At 56.3% G+C, this 18,280-nt stretch carries 14 protein-coding genes; 7 read left to right on the forward strand and 7 right to left on the reverse strand.

Translation table 11 applies throughout. The features are described 5' to 3' along the window. The first annotated feature begins 190 nt into the window (after window positions 1-190). The gene (locus ATI45_RS11285) at window positions 191-2,728 is read left to right on the forward strand and encodes a penicillin-binding protein 1A (RefSeq protein WP_098419585.1); all 2,538 of its coding nucleotides are present in this window, start codon (window positions 191-193) and stop codon (window positions 2,726-2,728) included. A 125-nt stretch (window positions 2,729-2,853) separates the two neighbouring features. Here ATI45_RS11285 and ATI45_RS11290 read toward each other — a convergent pair whose 3' ends face one another. Then, entirely contained in the window at window positions 2,854-4,119 is a 1,266-nt protein-coding gene (locus ATI45_RS11290; RefSeq protein ID WP_098419586.1) for a malic enzyme-like NAD(P)-binding protein, read from the reverse strand. Window positions 4,120-4,386: 267 nt separating this feature from the next. Then, the gene (gene rpmE, locus ATI45_RS11295) at window positions 4,387-4,611 is read right to left on the reverse strand and encodes a 50S ribosomal protein L31 (RefSeq protein ID WP_098419587.1); all 225 of its coding nucleotides are present in this window, start codon (window positions 4,609-4,611) and stop codon (window positions 4,387-4,389) included. A gap of 315 nt (window positions 4,612-4,926) precedes the next feature. On the opposite strand from rpmE, the gene ATI45_RS11300 reads away from it, so the two are divergent. From ATI45_RS11300 to hslU, 5 genes are all read left to right on the forward strand, one after another. Further along, window positions 4,927-7,089 (forward strand): primosomal protein N', encoded by a 2,163-nt coding sequence (locus tag ATI45_RS11300; protein ID WP_098419588.1) that lies wholly within the window; start codon window positions 4,927-4,929, stop codon window positions 7,087-7,089. A 132-nt stretch (window positions 7,090-7,221) separates the two neighbouring features. Continuing rightward, on the forward strand, window positions 7,222-8,907 hold the full coding sequence (gene argS / locus ATI45_RS11305; RefSeq protein ID WP_098421727.1) for an arginine--tRNA ligase: 1,686 nt from the start codon (window positions 7,222-7,224) through the stop codon (window positions 8,905-8,907). An 8-nt stretch (window positions 8,908-8,915) separates the two neighbouring features. Continuing rightward, entirely contained in the window at window positions 8,916-9,551 is a 636-nt protein-coding gene (locus ATI45_RS11310; RefSeq protein WP_098419589.1) for an SPOR domain-containing protein, read from the forward strand. 116 nt (window positions 9,552-9,667) lie between these two features. Further along, on the forward strand, window positions 9,668-10,198 hold the full coding sequence (hslV, locus tag ATI45_RS11315) for an ATP-dependent protease subunit HslV (RefSeq protein ID WP_098419590.1): 531 nt from the start codon (window positions 9,668-9,670) through the stop codon (window positions 10,196-10,198). Window positions 10,199-10,210: 12 nt separating this feature from the next. Beyond that, window positions 10,211-11,539, forward strand: a complete 1,329-nt coding sequence (gene hslU, locus ATI45_RS11320) for an ATP-dependent protease ATPase subunit HslU (protein WP_098419591.1) — start codon at window positions 10,211-10,213, stop codon at window positions 11,537-11,539. A gap of 54 nt (window positions 11,540-11,593) precedes the next feature. On the opposite strand, the gene ATI45_RS11325 is transcribed toward hslU, so the two are convergent. The 3 genes from ATI45_RS11325 to ATI45_RS11335 are packed head-to-tail and all read right to left on the reverse strand — an operon-like array spanning window position 11,594 to window position 15,742. Continuing rightward, window positions 11,594-12,862, reverse strand: a complete 1,269-nt coding sequence (locus ATI45_RS11325; protein ID WP_098419592.1) for a patatin-like phospholipase family protein — start codon at window positions 12,860-12,862, stop codon at window positions 11,594-11,596. Between the two features lie 21 nt (window positions 12,863-12,883). After that, the gene (ptsP, locus tag ATI45_RS11330) at window positions 12,884-15,196 is read right to left on the reverse strand and encodes a phosphoenolpyruvate--protein phosphotransferase (protein WP_098419593.1); all 2,313 of its coding nucleotides are present in this window, start codon (window positions 15,194-15,196) and stop codon (window positions 12,884-12,886) included. Window positions 15,197-15,214: 18 nt separating this feature from the next. Next, the gene (locus ATI45_RS11335; RefSeq protein WP_098419594.1) at window positions 15,215-15,742 is read right to left on the reverse strand and encodes an RNA pyrophosphohydrolase; all 528 of its coding nucleotides are present in this window, start codon (window positions 15,740-15,742) and stop codon (window positions 15,215-15,217) included. Window positions 15,743-15,938: 196 nt separating this feature from the next. Between ATI45_RS11335 and ATI45_RS11340 the strand changes: the two genes are divergently transcribed. After that, on the forward strand, window positions 15,939-16,595 hold the full coding sequence (locus tag ATI45_RS11340; protein WP_098419595.1) for an HAD family hydrolase: 657 nt from the start codon (window positions 15,939-15,941) through the stop codon (window positions 16,593-16,595). Window positions 16,596-16,644: 49 nt separating this feature from the next. On the opposite strand, the gene ATI45_RS11345 is transcribed toward ATI45_RS11340, so the two are convergent. Then, a complete protein-coding gene (locus tag ATI45_RS11345) occupies window positions 16,645-17,841 on the reverse strand; it encodes a class I SAM-dependent rRNA methyltransferase (protein WP_098419596.1) in 1,197 nt (398 codons plus the stop codon). A 9-nt stretch (window positions 17,842-17,850) separates the two neighbouring features. Next, on the reverse strand, window positions 17,851-18,240 hold the full coding sequence (gcvH, locus tag ATI45_RS11350) for a glycine cleavage system protein GcvH (RefSeq protein WP_098419597.1): 390 nt from the start codon (window positions 18,238-18,240) through the stop codon (window positions 17,851-17,853). Between the last annotated feature and the right edge of the window lie 40 nt (window positions 18,241-18,280).

An 18,280-nucleotide genomic window follows, 5' to 3' on the forward strand; every position in this document is an offset into this window, starting at 1 on the left:
CTCACCCTATAACTGGTTAATTGCAGCCGGTTATGTACTTTATATGTTTTTTATTTAAGAGAAATTCTTCTGTATTCCGATTACAATCCCTATTGTTCTTAACGCAGGGCTTTTGTATCAGCGAAGTAGTCTTCCTTCCTAATACAATGGTTCAAATCATAGACCTATATCCAACTGTTGTCAGAAAAAAATGTCCTATTTGATGCGTACTTCTCGCCTTTTCATCTGGCTTTTTCTAACCGGACTGAGTGTTGCCCTTGTCCTCGGTTCCGGCTTCTATTTGTATCTTCGGCCCGGCCTGCCCGCCGCCGAGCAGTTGTTTGATATAAAGCTGCAAACACCGCTGCGGATATTCAGTCAGGACGGCAAATTAATAGCAGAATTTGGTGAAAAAAGAAGGGCACCCGTCACAATCGAGCAAGTTCCCGAGCGCCAACTGCAAGCATTTCTCGCTGCAGAGGACGCCCGTTTTTATGAGCACTTCGGCGTGGACATAAGAGGTTTAGCGCGAGCCGCACTGGAACTGGCTTCTACCGGCCAAATACAGTCCGGCGGCAGCACCATTACCATGCAGGTAGCAAAAAACTACTTTTTGTCGCGAGATCGCACGTTCATTCGTAAATTCAACGAAATTCTGTTGGCTCTGCAAATTGAGCGTGAGCTGGACAAAGACACAATCTTTGAGCTTTACCTGAACAAGATCTATCTAGGCAACCGCGCCTACGGCATTGCTGCCGCCAGCCAGGTTTATTACAACAAACCCGTGAACGAATTAACGCTGGCCCAAATGGCCATGCTGGCCGGCCTGCCAAAGGCACCGTCGGCTTTTAACCCCTTGGCAAATCCAAGCCGCGCTCTGGCACGGCGAAACTGGATATTGGGGCGCATGAAAGAGCTTGAGATGATTTCTCAGGACGACTACGAACAAGCCGTTAATGCCGAATTGACAGCCACCTATAATGCCACCGAAACCGAAGTGGACGCCGACTACGTCGCTGAAATGGCCCGCTCCGAAATGGTCAGGCGCTTTGGCGATAACGCCTACACCGATGGCTATTCGGTAACCCTGACCGTAGACAGCGTAAAACAGCAAACGGCCACTGACGCCCTGCGCCAGGGACTGGAAGCCTATGATCGGCGTCACGGATTTCGCGGTGCGGTGGGAACCATTGACACAAAATCATTGAACGCCAACGAACTCGCCGCGGCCCTGCGCCCTTACCCGAGAACCGGGCCGCTAATTCCTGCGGTGGTTCTGCAAACCGATGACAATAACGGCACAGCCAAGCTGCATGCCCGTTTCTTTGGCCCCGTAACCATGGCACTTGACACCATGACGTGGGCCCAGCGTTACCGCACAGAAAACCTGACCGGCCCGGCGCCAAAAAAACCGTCAGACGTGCTCAGCCCTGGCGATGTGGTTTATGTAAAAGCGCTGAATAACCCGGCTCCGCAGCCCACCGACGACATCCAAGTGCAAGATCTTACCGACATGGTGCGAAACGTAGCGCTGTATCAGGTGCCGCGAGTAGAAGGCGCGCTGATCGCCTTAACCGCAGAAACCGGTGCCATCGAAGCACTGAGTGGCGGCTATAGCTTCGGGCAAAGCAAATACAACCGCGCTATCCAGGCCAAGCGTCAACCCGGCTCCACGTTTAAGCCATTTCTTTACCTGAACGCTCTGGAATCCGGCTTTACCCCGGCAACGCTGATTAATGACTCGCCCATCGTTCTGGAAGAAAAAGGTCAGGAAATTGCGTGGCGCCCGCAAAATTCATCCGGCCAGTTCTACGGCCCAACACGCCTGCGCGAAGCCCTGTACCGCTCACGCAACCTGGTGTCTGTCCGTTTGCTGCGCGACCTGGGCATCCAGCCGATGCTGGATTACCTCGAACAGCTAAAAGTACCCACTGCAGACATGCCCGCCAATCTATCTCTGGCCTTGGGCAGCGGCTTGCTATCACCAATTGAACTGGCGCGGGGCATGGCCGTTATTGCCAACGGTGGCTATGACGTACAGCCTTTCCTGATCCGCCAAATTGACGACGCGCGCGGCACGGCGATTTACAAAGCACCTGAAGTGATTCTTTGCGACAGCAATTGCGGTAACGCCGTTGAAATTGAAGACATCGGCTTGCAGGACACAGACAACAGCGGTGACACAAACGACGATTTTATTGTGACCGAACTGAGCGCCGACCCTCTGGATAGCGTTGTGCAAGCGCCAGCCCGACTGATGCCAAGACTGGCCGACGAGCGTTCGGTGTACATTTTGCACTCCATGATGCGTGACGTAATCAAACTGGGCACCGGTCGCCGTGCCAGCGCTCTGAACCGGGACGATCTTGCTGGAAAAACCGGTACCACCAACGAGCAAATAGACACCTGGTTTGCCGGCTTCAACTATCAGCAAGCGGTTATTTCCTGGGTCGGCTTTGACCAGCCAGCACCCTTGGGCCGAAACGAATTCGGCGCTAGCACCGCCCTGCCCATCTGGATCGACTACATGAAAGTTGCTCTGGACCAGACGCCCTCTGCGAATATGCCGCGCCCCAATGGCATTGTGAATGTGCGCATTAATGCAGATACCGGCAGGCGCGTCCACCCCGGCGATGAGGGCGTATTCGAGCTGTTCCGTGAAGAAGACGAACCCGAGGCCATCAGCGCAGAAGAACGCGGCGGATTGGGAACGGGCGACACCGACGATATTTCGCGGCAGCTGTTCTAGGCAACGGGTCACGGTTGGCCTAAATGCAGTTATTCTAAATAGCGAATCGAGCGCCCACAAAAAAACCGGCAGAGCCATTATTAAATGGGCACCGCCGGTTTTTTATTCGCTTAACGCCTGGCCGATTAAATAATATCGTCCATGGATTTAAGCGGGTAATGCGCCGGGTACGGGTTACGAGCTACACCGCTGTCAACTGCTGCACGGGCAACAGCGGCCGGAACCATTTCCAGCAAACGCACGTCCATCGGCTTTGGAATAATGTAATTCCTGCCGAACTCGAAGCTGTCAGCGCCGTAAGCTTCACAGATGTCCTGCGGCACAGGCTCTTTGGCCAATTCGCGGATAGCGTTTACCGCAGCAATCTTCATCTCTTCGTTAATCACTGTCGCACGAACATCCAGAGCGCCACGGAAAATGAAGGGGAAGCCCAGCACGTTGTTCACCTGGTTAGGGTAATCTGAGCGGCCAGTAGCCAAGATCAGATCATCGCGCACTGCGTTAGCAATCGCCGGGTCAATTTCCGGATCCGGATTTGAACAGGCGAATACAACCGGGTTAGGTGCCATCTTCTTGAGCTGTTCACCGCTCAGCAAGTCCGGGCCAGACAAACCCACAAACACATCGGCGCCGTCGATGGCGTCGTCCAGAGTACGCTTGTCAGTGTCGTTGGCGAACATCGCCTTGTACTGGTTCAAATCGTCGCGGCCAGAGTGGATCACACCCTTGCGGTCCAGCATAAAGATATTCTCGGAACGCGCACCACAGCTGATCAACAGCTTCATGCAGGCAATGGCGGCAGCGCCGGCACCCAGGCACACAATGGTGGCTTCTTCGATTTTCTTGCCCTGCAGTTCCAGCGCGTTGAGCATGCCGGCGGCCGTTACAATGGCGGTACCGTGCTGATCGTCGTGGAATACAGGTATGCTGCACTTTTCAATCAGCGCCCGCTCGATTTCAAAACACTCGGGCGCTTTGATATCTTCGAGGTTGATGCCTCCAAAGGTATCGGCAATGCGTTCAACGGTTTCAATAAAAGCCTGAGGGCTTTCAGAATTGACTTCAATATCAAATACATCGATACCGGCAAAGCGCTTGAAAAGAAGGCCTTTACCTTCCATTACCGGCTTGCTGGCCAATGGGCCAAGATTACCCAGACCCAAAATCGCGGTGCCGTCAGTAATGACCGCCACCAGATTGCCTTTCATGGTGTATTTATAGGCATTTTCCGGATCACGGGCGATCTCGCGGACCGGCTCGGCTACCCCGGGGCTGTAAGCCAATGCCAGATCGCGGGCTGTTTTCGTAGGCTTGCTGATTTCTACACTCAGCTTGCCAGGCCGCGGCTTGGCGTGATATTCAAGGGCTGCTTCTTTCAGATCTTGAGACATTGCCACTATTCCGTTTGTCACGTTTAAGGGTGTAAAGCCGCCGTACTGAACTTTCGGTATACTGAACTTTCAGTGTACTGAACTACCGATGTACTTATAGCGGGGGCAGCATTATGGCCCGCGCCGCAGAAAACGACAAGGGCAATCCTATCACCCGGTGAAGCGTCAATACGTCTTATTGCGTATGTTCGACCACAGATGCCAGCTCCGTCATTTTCTTAGGACAAAAAAAAGCGCCCAAAGGCGCTTTTTCGCAATTCGCTGGCATTAATCTTCTTTCTTGCCAACAATACGACCACCGAAACGCTTCTGGAAACGGTCAATACGGCCGCCGGTATCCATAACTTTCTGCTTGCCGGTATAGAACGGGTGACACTGTGAACACACGTCTAACTGCAGGTCACGTCCAACGGTAGAACGGGTATGGATCACATTACCGCAAGAACAGGTAGCGGTGATGTTTTCGTACTTAGGGTGGATACCTTCTTTCATGGCGAACCTCGTCAGGTTATGCCGCCACCTGGTCACGATTACGGCTGTTCCGAAGAATGTTCCGGAGAGTGTTCCGTATGCCAGGCACCGCATATTTGAATCAATAAGAGAGACGGGGCACAATCGGCCCTGCCCAACAGAGCGCGAATATTACGTGCAAACTGCCACCCAGGCAAGCGCCACACTCCTGAATTCCAATGCCCACCGGCGCAGGCCGCCGCAAATGGCGCCTGCACAAGGATACGAACATACCGTGACACCAATAGCCATTGCAGCGCCTGCCAGGCACAACTTCCATTCAGATGCGCAAAACCCGTGACCAGGGTTGTACGCATCGCCATGAACCGCCCGCTGCGGCGGCTGTTTGACTATACCCTTGGCGCCGGCCTAAGCCTTCAGCCCGGCCAGCGGGTTCAGGTTCCCTTTGGCCGCCAGCAGATAACCGGTCTGGTAACTGCGGTTGGCGTAACCCCGCCGCCCGGGGTTACGCTAAAGCCGGTTCGAAGCGCTATGGAAGACTGGCCTGCGCTGCCAAGGGAAACACTGCGGCTGCTAAGTTGGGCCAGCGACTATTACCAGCACCCCTTGGGTGAATGCCTGTTTACGGCTTTGCCGCCAGCCCTCAGGCGCGGCCGGCCAGCATTGCGCAAAACCGAAGCCTGGTGGCAAGCCCGCAGCAGCGGTGCGGAGCTGCCACCCCAGGCCCACCGTCAAAAAGCCTTGCTAGCCTGGCTCTTGCAATATTCCCAGGGCGCGGCAACAAGCGCCATTCTAAGTGCCGGCTTTAATCGCAGCCAGTTGAAGACCCTGGAACAAAAGCAGCTGATTGAAGCCGCCGAACCTGTGCTGGCAACAGCCTCAACAGAGAGCTTTGCGGCGCCCACCTTATCACCGGCACAAACAGATACCGCCGCGCAGCTCCCAGACCCGGCTCAGGGCTTTAACGCCTGCCTTCTATACGGCATCACCGGCAGCGGCAAAACGGAAATCTACCTGCACTACCTAAAACAACATTTGGGTGAACAAGATCAGGCCCTGGTGCTGGTGCCGGAAATAAACCTGACACCGCAAACCGTGGCCCGCTTCCAGCGCTATTTTGGCCAGCGGATTGTGGTGTGGCATTCGGCACTGAACGACAGCGAACGCCTGGACACCTGGCTGAAAATACGCCACGGCGAACCGGTCATACTTATCGGCACCCGCTCGGCGGTTTTGCTGCCCTTTACCGGTTTGCGCACGCTGATTGTGGATGAAGAGCATGACAGCTCCTACAAGCAGGGCGAAGGCTTTCGTTATTCGGCGCGAGACCTTGCGGTATACCGCGCCCACCTGAACAAATGCCCGGTGATACTCGGCTCGGCCACGCCCTCGCTGGAATCCTGGTACAACGCGCAGCAGGGCAAATACACCTTGGCCACACTGGAGGAGCGGGCCGGCAACGCCAGGCCACCGCATATAAAACTGCTGGACATTCGCAGCCGGCCTTTAGAAGGCGGCCTGTCGCGCCCCGCCCTTAACGCTATCAAACAGGTTCTGGACAACGGCGAGCAGGTATTGGTGTATGTGAACCGCCGCGGCTTCGCGCCGGTCATGATGTGTTTTGACTGCGGCCACATGGTGGAGTGCCCTCGCTGCGATACCCGCCTGACTTATCACCGCCGCGATAACGCCATGCGTTGCCACCACTGCGACTTTCAGGCCGCCGCAACAACCCAGTGCCCGAAGTGCCAAAGTGATGCGTTCAAGCCTGTGGGTCAGGGCACCGAGCGTAGCGAAGACATACTAACCACCGACTTCCCTGACACCCCGGTGGTGCGGGTTGACCGCGACAGCACCCAACGTAAAGGCAGTATCCAAGCCATTCTGAAAACCGTAAACACCGGCGAGCCTTGCATCTTGGTGGGCACTCAAATGCTGGCCAAAGGCCACGATTTTGCCAATGTCACATTGGTGGTTGTGGTGAACGCCGACGGCGGCCTGTTCAGCGTAGACTTCCGCGCCCCGGAACAGCTTCTACAAACCCTGCTGCAGGTCAGCGGCCGTGCGGGTCGAGGCGACAAGCCCGGCACCGTGCTGGTGCAGACCTGCCATAGCGACCACCCACTGCTAAGAACACTTTGCACGGGCCGCTACGGGGATATGGCCGAACAGCTTTTGGCCGAGCGCGAAGGCGGCCAGCTGCCGCCCTACCGTGCCATGGCCATCTTCCGCGCCGAAGCCGACACCATGGAAAAAAGTTTGCAGATACTGGACACCATAAAACCCCTTGCCCAGGCACCGGGCCTGGAAATCTGGGGCCCACTGCCAGCGTTGATTGCCCGTCGCGCCGACCGCTACCGCGCCCAGCTGGTGTTAAACGCTGATAACCGCAAGCGCCTGAACAAAACCCTCGCCGACGTTTGCCAGCATCTGGATCAACAAAAACAACCCTCCGGCAGCCGCTGGATGATCGACGTAGACCCGCAGGAGACAGGCTAGTGTCTTCTGTCACGCTCTACCATTCCGCCTGGCTTTTGCTTACAAAACCAGTTTCCGCGATAATGGAGCGCTTCTACTCCCGTGGGCGCCCTGCCCCATTTCCACTTCCGTACAGCCGAGCTATTTTTCAGCATGAAAGAGACCGTTTCCGACCTGCTTCAATCTGCCCTGGCGGCGCTGCAATCTGAAGGCGTTTTGCCGGCAGATCAAAGCTTTGCGCCACAGATTGGCAACACAAAAGACAAATCCCACGGCGATTACGCGTGTAACATTGCGCTGGTGGCGGCCAAATCTGCGGGCTGTGCGCCGCGCAAACTGGCGGAGGCGCTGGTAGCCAACTTGCCGGCCAGTGCAGCGGTCGACAAAGTAGAGATTGCCGGGCCGGGTTTTATCAACTTTTTCATGAGTACGGCCAGCGCCTTTGGCGTTGTGAATACGGTTCTAGAACAGGCTGAAAACTTTGGCTGCAACCACAGCGGCAAGGGCGAAAAAGTCCAGGTAGAGTTTGTTTCCGCCAACCCCACCGGCCCTTTGCACGTGGGCCACGGCCGTGGTGCTGCAATCGGTGACTGCATTTGTCGGCTGCTGGATGCGAACGGCTACCAGGTTACCCGCGAGTTTTATTACAACGACGCGGGCGCCCAGATCAACAACCTGGGGCTGTCCGTTCAGGCCCGGGTAAAAGGCCTGACACCGGATCACGAAAGCTGGCCCGAAAATGGCTACCGCGGCGACTATATTACCGACGTGGCCGAGGCCTATCTAGCCGGAAAGACGATTACGGCAGACGACCGCTCAGTGACCGGCCAGGCCGAGCCGGACAACCTTGAAGCCATCACGAATTTTGCCGTGGCCTATCTGCGCCGCGAGCAAGATTCTGATCTGAAGGCCTTTGGCGTCGAATTCGACGTGTATTTTCTCGAATCGTCGCTGTACAACGACGGCAAGGTTGAAGCCACTGTAAAGCGCCTGCAGGAAAACGGCTACACCTATGAAGACGGCGGCGCCCTGTGGCTGAAAACCACCGAATTTGGCGACGATAAAGACCGGGTTATGCGCAAAACTGACGGCGGCTACACCTACTTCCTGCCGGATGTTGCCTATCATCTGGACAAGTGGCAGCGCGGTTTTAGCACGGTTATTAATGAACAGGGTGCCGACCACCATTCAACCGTTACCCGCGTTCGCGCCGGTTTGCAGGCGTTGAATGTCGGTATTCCAAAAGGCTGGCCCGATTATGTGCTGCACCAGATGGTGATGGTGATCCGCGGCGGTGAAGAGGTGAAAATCTCCAAGCGCGCGGGCAGCTATGTCACCCTTAGCGACCTGATTGAAGAAGTAGGCCGCGACGCCACCCGTTTCTTTCTGGCCGCACGGCGAGTGGATTCCCAGCTGACTTTTGACATTGATCTTGCGCGCTCGCAAACCAACGAAAACCCGGTGTATTACATCCAGTATGCTCACGCCCGTATTTGCAGCGTGTTGCGCAAACTGGCGACCGAAGGCGTGCAGCGTGGCCGTCACGAATGCGTAGGCGACCTGACTCTGCTGACGCTGGATGAAGAAAAAGAGCTGGCCAACCAGCTGGCAAAATATCCAGAGCTGGTCGCCAGCGCCGCTGCCCAGCGCGAGCCCCACACGCTGAGCCAGTACCTGCGAGAATTGGCCGGCCTGTTCCACAGCTATTACAACGCCCATAAGGTGCTGATTGAAGACACCGCCCTGCGCGATGCCCGCATCAGCTTGTACCTGGCCGTACGCCAGGTGATCGAAAATGGCCTGGGCCTGCTGGGCGTTAGCGCTCCGGAAGAGATGTAATCAAAAAAATGCCGCGAGACTACGCCCGCAAATCGTCACCTAACCAGGCCACTACGCCTCGTCAAAAGCCGGGCAAGCCGGCCCGGCCTGCCCTCACCCGAGCGCCGAAAGCGGCGGCTCCGGCCCGGGCTCAACACGGAAGCCTGTCGATGAAATCGGTATTGGCACTGGCGGCAGTGGGCGGTTTTATCGGCTTCATTGTGTACTTGAACAGCTTACCCGGCAGTGACGCACCCGCTAAAAGCGCCACACCCACGGTTCAGCCCGCACCGGCCAAAGCACCGGCGCTGGCAAAACCGGAAGCTACCAAACCCAATTTTCACTTTTACGAAATGCTACCGGAAACCGAGGTGATGCCGTCTACGGTAGACGAATACACGCCCGGACCGGGCCGCCCGCAAGTGGATTACATGCTGCAGTCCGGCTCGTTCCGCAAGGCCGAAGATGCCGAGCGCCAGCGCGCCGAAATTGCTTTCCAGGGTTTGCGCGCAGCGGTGCAAAAAATCGATCTGGAAGACGGCAATGTGTGGTATCGGGTGAATGTAGGCCCGTTTACATCCCGCAGTCACATGAACGCTGCTGTGGACAAGTTGGTGTCTATCAGCATTCAGCCGTTGGTGCGGAAAATCCCCAAAAAGGGTTAGTCTCTTTTGCTCCTGATGCGTAAATCTAACACTGAGCGCTGAACGTTCTGCCTTGAAAATCGCGGCGCTGCCTCCATAACTGCGCTAACACATTCGATCAGGCAACTGGAGCCCACATGACCACCATACTTTCCGTACGCCGCGACGACGAAGTCACCATGGGCGGTGACGGCCAGGTGTCCCTTGGCAACACCGTGATGAAGGGCAACGCCCGCAAAGTGCGCCGTTTGTACAACGGCCAGGTGCTGGCGGGCTTTGCCGGGGGTACCGCCGATGCGTTCACCCTGTTCGAGCGCTTCGAAGCGCAGCTGGAAAAACACAACGGCAACCTGACCCGCGCCGCGGTGGAGCTGGCCAAAGACTGGCGATCAGACCGGGCGTTACGAAAACTTGAGGCCCTGCTGGCGGTGGCCGATAAAACTGCCTCACTCATCATTACCGGCAACGGTGATGTTATAGAGCCAGAAATGGGCCTGATTGCCATTGGCTCCGGCGGCCCTTTCGCCCAGGCATCCGCCCGCGCGCTGCTAGAGAACACCAACATGAGTGCCCGCGAAATTACCGAAAAAGGCCTGATCATAGCGGCTGACATCTGTATTTACACCAACCAGAACCGCACCATTGAAGTGCTTTCTGCCAACGATTAAGCCGGAGCGATCATGTCTGCACTGACTCCCAGAGAAATTGTCCTCGAACTGGACAAACACATTGTTGGCCAGCAGGAAGCCAAGCGCGCGGTAGCGATTGCCCTGCGCAATCGCTGGCGCCGGATGCAGCTCAACGAAGAGCTGCGTGAAGAAATCAGCCCCAAAAACATTCTGATGATTGGCCCCACCGGTGTCGGTAAAACCGAAATTGCCCGGCGCCTGGCCAAACTGGCCGACGCACCCTTTCTGAAAGTGGAAGCCACCAAATTCACCGAAGTGGGTTATGTCGGTCGCGATGTAGATTCCATCATTCGCGACTTGGCTGACATGGCGGTGAAAATGCTCCGTGAGCAGGAAATGAAGCGCCACGAAAACAGCGCTCTGGACGCCGCGGAAGATCGCATTCTAGACGCCCTGTTGCCACCGGCGCGGGATGTCAACAACGACAGCAAGCCGAAGGAAGAGTCGACTACCCGCCAGATGTTCCGTAAAAAACTGCGGGAAGGCGAGCTGGACGACAAAGAAATCGAGATTGATCTGCGCAACAGCAGCGCCGGCGTTGAAATCATGGCACCGCCGGGTATGGAAGAAATGACCAACCAGCTGCAAAGCATGTTTGCCAACATGTCCCAAGACAAGCGAAAAACCCGCAAAATGCGAGTGGCTGATGCCCTTCGTCGGGTGAAGGATGAAGAAGCCGCCAAACTGGTGAACGAAGAAGATATCAAACAAAAAGCGGTACAGGCTGTTGAACAAAACGGCATCGTGTTTTTGGATGAAATCGACAAAGTGGCCAAACGCTCTGACAACAACTCCGCGGATGTGTCCCGCGAGGGCGTTCAGCGTGACCTTCTGCCGCTGATTGAAGGCAGCACTGTCACCACCAAATACGGCGCTATTCGCACCGATCACATCCTTTTTATTGCTTCTGGCGCCTTCCACATGACCAAGCCGTCAGACCTGATTCCAGAGCTGCAGGGCCGCCTGCCGATTCGGGTAGAACTGCATCCGCTGACGCCAAACGATTTCAAGCGCATTCTGACTGAGCCGGATGCCTCGCTGGTGCAGCAGTACGAAGCCTTGATGGGCGCCGAAGGCCTGAAGCTCAGCTTTACCGACGACGCCATTACGCGCTTGGCCGAAGTGGCGTGGAAAGTGAACGAGAACACCGAAAATATCGGCGCGCGGCGTTTGCACACCATGTTGGAAAGACTGCTGGAAAGCCTGTCATTCGATGCCGGCGACAAGATCACGGAAGAGTTCGAAGTGACCGCCGAGTACGTCGAGGAGAAACTTGGCAAATTGGCGGAAGACGAGGATTTAAGCCGCTACATTCTGTAGCGGGCGATAGCTAAAGCCGCGACCAGGGCAAGAATGCTTTCTGGTCGCGCGCTATCAAGACCGGGCCTTTTCTGTTTGCCCGTTAACGCTTTGCAAGCCGGCCGCCAGCCGGCTTTTTTGTGTCTGCGTTTTTGCCTTTAACGTGGCCTGTGGTGGCTCGCCAAACAGACTGGTGCTGACCGTGCGATCTGCGTCATTCAGATAGTCGTGACGCAGGGCAATGCCGTATTTCGCCAATTTGGGCTCCAGTTCTGCAGCACGAAGGCGCAAATTCCGTCGAGTAGCCTGATAGGCGTGTTCGCACAGCAAACGCCGGGATTCGAAACTGAACACATTGGCGCCAAACAGAATGGCGTCGTCGCTGCTGGGCTCAAACAGCACAATGTCTTTATCCGGATAGTCTTGGGCGTAACGGTCTATCCCGGACTGCATGCGCGAATGCACCATGGTGCGGTAGGTTTGCGCCAGCACATTGGGCATGCCAGAGCGGGTCATCTCGCCGGCTGCCAAGGTACCGGCTTTCATGGCAGCAGTGGCGTCTAGCGGTACCTGGGGATTGATTGCCAGCACCAGATCCGCCTGATGGTCAAACGCCACCGAAGCGTGAAGGCCTTTGCGCAGGGTTCCATCGACGTAGTAATGGCCGTCTATTTCCACCGGTACGTAAATGCCAGCCGAAGCAGTACTGGCCTGAATGGCTTTGGAGATGGGCACGGCGTCAAACCCCGGCGCACCAAAACACACCGACTTCGAACTCTCCACATCGGCGGCCACAATGAACAGCTGGTGCTTGAGTTGGCGAAAATCGTTGGTGCGGCCCAGCATAGTGAACGCGCGCCTTAAGTAATGATGCAGGCCTTCGTTATTGAACAGCCCCGCGGGTGCGGCCTGGGCCAGAATGGTTAAGGCTTCCAGCAGGCTCTGATCGTAGGGATTGTGAAAGAAGCGGGTGAACGCGGTGGTAATCAGCCCGGGTATGGCCAGTAAACGGCGGCCCATTTCAGCGAAGGCCGGGCGGTAAAAAACACCGGGATGAAACGGGTGCAATTCGGATTCGTTGCGCACAAAAATTCGACACAGCTGAGCCGTGGTTACCTGGTTTACCAGATGAGCCGCCACAAACGACCCCGAGTTCACGCCTACGTAAACATCCAGATCGTTGAAGTCCAGCCCTTCCAGAGCTTCGTCCAGCGCTCTCAGCGCACCTATTTCATAAATGCCGCCAATCGGGCCGCCACCGCCTAACGCCAGACCGATTCGGGGTTTGTTACCGTTCTTTGCGTTTGCCGGCTGGTTTTTTTTTGTAAGTTTGCCGTTATTCATAGCTTGGCCTTCTCAAATTATTCAGGCGGATGCCGAGGCAACCTCTGCCAAAGTTTTGCCAGTGGATTTTCCGGGCCGCATATAGCGGCCAAATCCGGCATTACGCAGCGCCAGGTCGACACAGCTTTTGATCACATGGGGCGAATCCAACAGCAGGATGTCCTCTAACAGGTTTGTCGCCCATTCAAGACTGACGCTGCGAATCACCGATTTCACTTTTGGCAAGCTGGCGGCGTTCATCGACAGTGAATCGTAGCCCATGGCCATCAGTAATACGGCGCCGCCCGGGTCCCCCGCCAGCTCGCCGCATACGCCCACCGGTTTGCCCACGGCGTGGGCGTCCTGGGCGATACGCACCAGCGCCTGCAGCACAGCCGGGTGGTAAGAATGGTAAAGCGACGCCACACGGGGGTTGTTACGGTCTACCGCCAGCAGATACTGGGTTAAATCGTTGGTACCCACCGACAGGAAATCCACCCGGTCGGCCAGTTCGCGTATCTGGTATACCGCCGCCGGCACTTCAATCATGACACCCACTTTTGGCATATGGATGCTGTAACCGTCTTCACGCACTTCGTGATATACGCGGTAAATCAGGTGCAGGGACTCTTCCACTTCGGAAATATTGCTGATCATCGGCAGCATAATCTGCAAATTGTTCAGGCCTTCACTGGCCTTCATCATGGCCCGCACCTGCACCTGGAAAATCTCCGGGTGGTCCAGGGTTACCCGTATACCACGCCAACCCAGAAAGGGGTTTTCCTCGTGAATCGGGAAATACGGCAGGTATTTGTCGCCGCCGACATCCAGAGTGCGCATGGTCACAGGATTTGGCGCAAAGGCTTCCAGCTGCTCCCGGTAGTATTCGCGCTGTTCCTGTTCCGAAGGGAACCTGTCTTTCATCATGAACGGCACTTCGGTGCGGTACAGGCCAATACCTTCGGCGCCGTGGGTCAGCGAACGCAACACATCAGTCATCAAGCCAGTGTTTACCAGCATTGATACCCGGTGATGATCCGTGGTTTCGCAAGGCAGGTCACGCAGGGCTTCCAGGCCACGAATCAGTTCGTTCTCTTCTTTGCAGATAAGCTCGTAATAAGCACGCAGGTCGGCAGACGGCGAGGCAAATATCTGGCCTTCAAAGCCGTCAACCACCAACTCTTTGCCGTCAAGCTGGTTAATCGGTATGTCTACCAGCCCCATGACCGTGGGTATGCCCATGGCGCGGGCCAGAATAGCCACGTGGGAGTTGCTGGAGCCTTTCACCGATACCAGGCCCACCAACTGACCCTTGGGCACCTCACCCAGCATGGCGGGGGTAATTTCTTCGCTCACCAATACGGTGCGTTCGGGGTATTCCAGACCGGCTTGCTCGCCTTCCTGCAGGTGTGACAACAAACGCCGGCCCAGGTCGCGCACGTCTACCGCCCGCTCCTGCAGATAATGGTCATCCATCATCTCGAAATTGCGCACGTACTGCTGTACAACCTGTTTCAGCGAGCCCTGGGCCCAGTTGCCTTCGCGAATTTTACCGTTAACTTCGTCCGGCAGGGCTTCATCGCTGAGCATGCGCAGGTACACATCAAACAACGCCTGTTCCTGCGGCCTCAGCTGCGAGGCCAGTCTTGCGGCCACCCGTTCGATGTCTTCGCGCACGGCGTTTACCGCGCACTGGAACAGGTCCAGTTCGTGCTCGATATCATCCGTGGTTTTTTCTGGCACCAGGTCAAGGTCTGCCGCCGGGTATACGGTTACACCGGTGCCAATGGCCACGCCGGGGGCACCGGGCACGCCGTCAAAACCGATGTCATGGGCTTCTTCGCCGGTGAGCGACAAACCGCCAATGGCGCCGGTGGCTTCACTGTGGGCGATGACCCCGCTGAGCTGAGCCGAAATGGTCACCATAAAGGCTTCTTCGCCTTCATTAAAACTGCGGGAACTCTCACGCTGCTGCACCACCAGAACACCCATCAGGCGGCGATGGTGAATAATGGGCACACCCAGAAATGAGCGGAAGCGTTCTTCGCCGGTTTCAGGAAAGTAACGGTAACGGGGATGGGACGGCGCATCTTCCAGATTAATAGGCTCTTCCCGCGAGCCCACAAGGCCTATAAGACCCTCGGAGTAACCCAGGCTTACCTTGCCCACGGCTTTGCGGTAGAGCCCTTCGGTGGCCATCAGTACGTAGCGGTTGGTGGCAGGGTCTAGCAGATACACCGAACACACTTCGGTGTTCATGGCTTTTTGCACACGCGAAACAATAATGCTCAGCGCCTCCTGCAGGTCGCGGGCGCTGTTTACTTCCTGGACGATCGTTCGCAATGTACTCAGCATGTTGGGATTAGCCCGTCGTCATGATTGTTCCTTCGAGCGCCGGTTGTGCTCGGCACGTCGCGCCTGCTCCATGTCATGGAACAGGCGCGGCGCCAGCTCGCGCAGCGCACGTCGGTAGACTTCTTTTTTGAATGAAATCACCTGCCCTAACGGATACCAGTAGCTTACCCACTGCCAGCCGTCGAATTCCGGTGAATCGGTACCGTCTACGCATACCTGCGCGTCTGGCGAAAGCATCCTCAGCAGGAACCATTTCTGTTTTTGACCTACGCACAACGGGTGCGAATTGTGGCGAACCATCCGCCGCGGCAAGCGGTATCGTAACCAGCCCCGCGTACAACTGATAATTTCCACATCGCGGGCGCACAGCCCGACTTCCTCCCCAAGCTCCCGGTACAATGCCTGTTCCGGTGTTTCATCCTGATGAATTCCGCCTTGCGGGAACTGCCAGGAGTTTTGGCCTATGCGCCTCGCCCACAACACTTGCCCTTTGTGGTTGGCCAGAATGATTCCGACGTTGGGTCTGAAACCGTCGGAGTCAATCACGGTACAGTACCTCTTTAAGAGTCGGTTAACCGCGGCAAGATGCGACGGTCAGATTTTTCCAAGTTGCTCTCATTCTTGCAGAATCTCAAGAAATCGGCAATCACGGCTGTTTGCGTGCGGTCATGATAAACTGCCGCACACGTCAAGATGCCGGTAAGTGCCGGCTTTCAGACACTTTAATCACCGAGGCAAAATGATGACTCTGGCCATATTCGATCTGGATAACACCTTGCTGAACGGCGACAGCGACCACGCCTGGGGCGTTTTTCTGGCGGCGCAAGGCATTGTAGACGCCGATGCGCACCGCAAAACCAATGACCGGTTTTATCAGGATTACCTGAACGGCGAGCTGGACGTATTTCGCTATCAGCGTTTTGTGCTGGAACCCCTGGCGCAGTTTTCAATGGACGAATTGCACGCCATGCGCGAGCGTTTTATGGCCAACCACGTGCAGCCAATGCTGCAAACCAAGGCTGCCGAGCTGCTGCAACACCACCGCAGCCAGGGCCACACACTGATGATTATTACCGCCACCAATCATTTTATTACCAGGCCAATCGCCGATCTTTTGGGCATTGAGCACTTGATTGCCACCAACCCGGAAGTGGTGAACGGCCGCATAACCGGCGAGGTGTCGGGCACGCCCAGTTTTCAGGGTGGAAAGGTAACGCGCCTGAAGCAGTGGCTGAGTGAAAACGATGAGACTTTGGACGGTGCCTGGTTTTACAGCGATTCCATCAACGATGCGCCGCTGCTGGAGCAGGTTGCAAATCCGGTGGTGGTCGATCCGGATTCGCGCCTGGAAGCCATGGCCCGCGAGCGCGGTTGGCCCGTTATGTCGCTGCGGGATTAAGGCTCGGGGACAGACTTGAAGTCTGTCCCGCTGATACTGACAGCCGGGCCTATAAAAACCCGGTTAGCGAACGCACAAAACAGGATTTGATGTAATCGGTTTCCGCAATGCCCGGAATAATCGGGTGATCTGGCGCCTGATGGCCCTGCTCCAGCAGCTGCACAAAGCGGTCAATTTTGCGGCCGCTGCCGCGAATGATGTCCACCAGCTTTTCCTGGGACAAGTGCATGGAGCAAGACGCCGATACCAGTAAGCCGTCCCGTTCCAGCAGGCGCAAACCCAGCTGATTCAAGCGGGCATAGGCCTGTTCACCGGCTTTCTGGTCGCGGCGGCGGGGTATCAGTGCAGGCGGGTCTAGCACCACAATGTCGAATTTCTGCTTTTCATCCGCCAATGTTTTTAACGCGTCAAAGGCGTCGCCTTCAATGGTGTCAACGTTGGTCAGTCCGTTCAGGCGGGCGTTGTGGTGCACCGATTCAATGGCTGACGCTGAACTGTCTATGCAGGTTACGCTGGTGGCACCGGCACTGGCGGCCTGTATGCCCCAACCGCCGACGTAACTGAATACATCCAACACCCGCTTGCCCGGCGCGTAGGCCTGCAACCGCGCGCGGTTCATGCGATGGTCGTAAAACCAGCCAGTTTTTTGCCCGCCAGCCAGCGGCACTTCAAATTTCACGCCGTTCTCTTCCAGCTGAAGCATGTCAGGGGCGTTGCCGTGGGCCTGTTCCACATAGCTTTCCAGGCCCTCCACTTTGCGCATTTTGCCGTCGTTCTTCAGCACAATAGAGCTGGCCTGGGTCAGCCTTTGTATTGCCCGTACGATGGAGTCTTTCATCTGCTCCATACCGGCGCTGGAAATTTGCACCACCACGGTGTCGCCGAAGCGGTCAATCACCAGCCCGGACAAGCCATCGCTGTCACCAAACACCCAGCGGTAAAACGGCTTGTTAAACAGACGCTGGCGCAGTTCCAGCGCCACTTCCATGCGTTGGGTCAGGCGTTGTGGTGTCATACCATGGGTTGGGTCACGGCTAATCAGCCGGCCACAAATCAGCGCATGGGGGTTCACAAACACGGTGCCCAAAGGCTTGTCGTTCGATGCGCGCAGCTCTGCCTGAACACCGGCCTCAAAGCCGGTCAGCGGCGAGCGTTTGATATCCACTTCATTGCTGTAGACCCATAAATGGCCTGCCCGCAGACGGCGCTCTGCGCCCTTGCGAAGGTATAAAACCGGAAAATTCATAAAAGAGTGTTACTCCGCTGCGACCAGGTCGCTGTAAGTGTCTGCATCCATCAGGCCATCAAGTTCGCCGTCGTCGGTCATTTTCACCCGAAACAGCCAGCCTTCGCCGTAAGGGTCTTCGTTCACTTTTTCCGGCTCGTCTTCCAACCGTTCATTAATTTCGACCACTTCGCCGGTCACCGGGCTGAATACGTCTGAGGCGGATTTGACCGACTCCGCTACGCCGGCTTCTTCACCGCCGGTCACCGTGGTACCCAGCTCCGGAACGCCAATATAGACCACATCGCCCAATTGCTGTTGCGCGAAATCGGTAATGCCCACGGTGGCCAGGCCGCTTTCATCTACCCGCACCCACTGGTGGGTTTCAAGGTATTTCAAATCAGAGGGAACATCGCTCATCGGTCGAATCCTGATAGGTTAAAAAAAGTTTGTAGTGACA

The organism is Marinobacter sp. LV10MA510-1 (genome assembly GCF_002563885.1).
Classification (GTDB): Bacteria; Pseudomonadota; Gammaproteobacteria; order Pseudomonadales; family Oleiphilaceae; genus Marinobacter.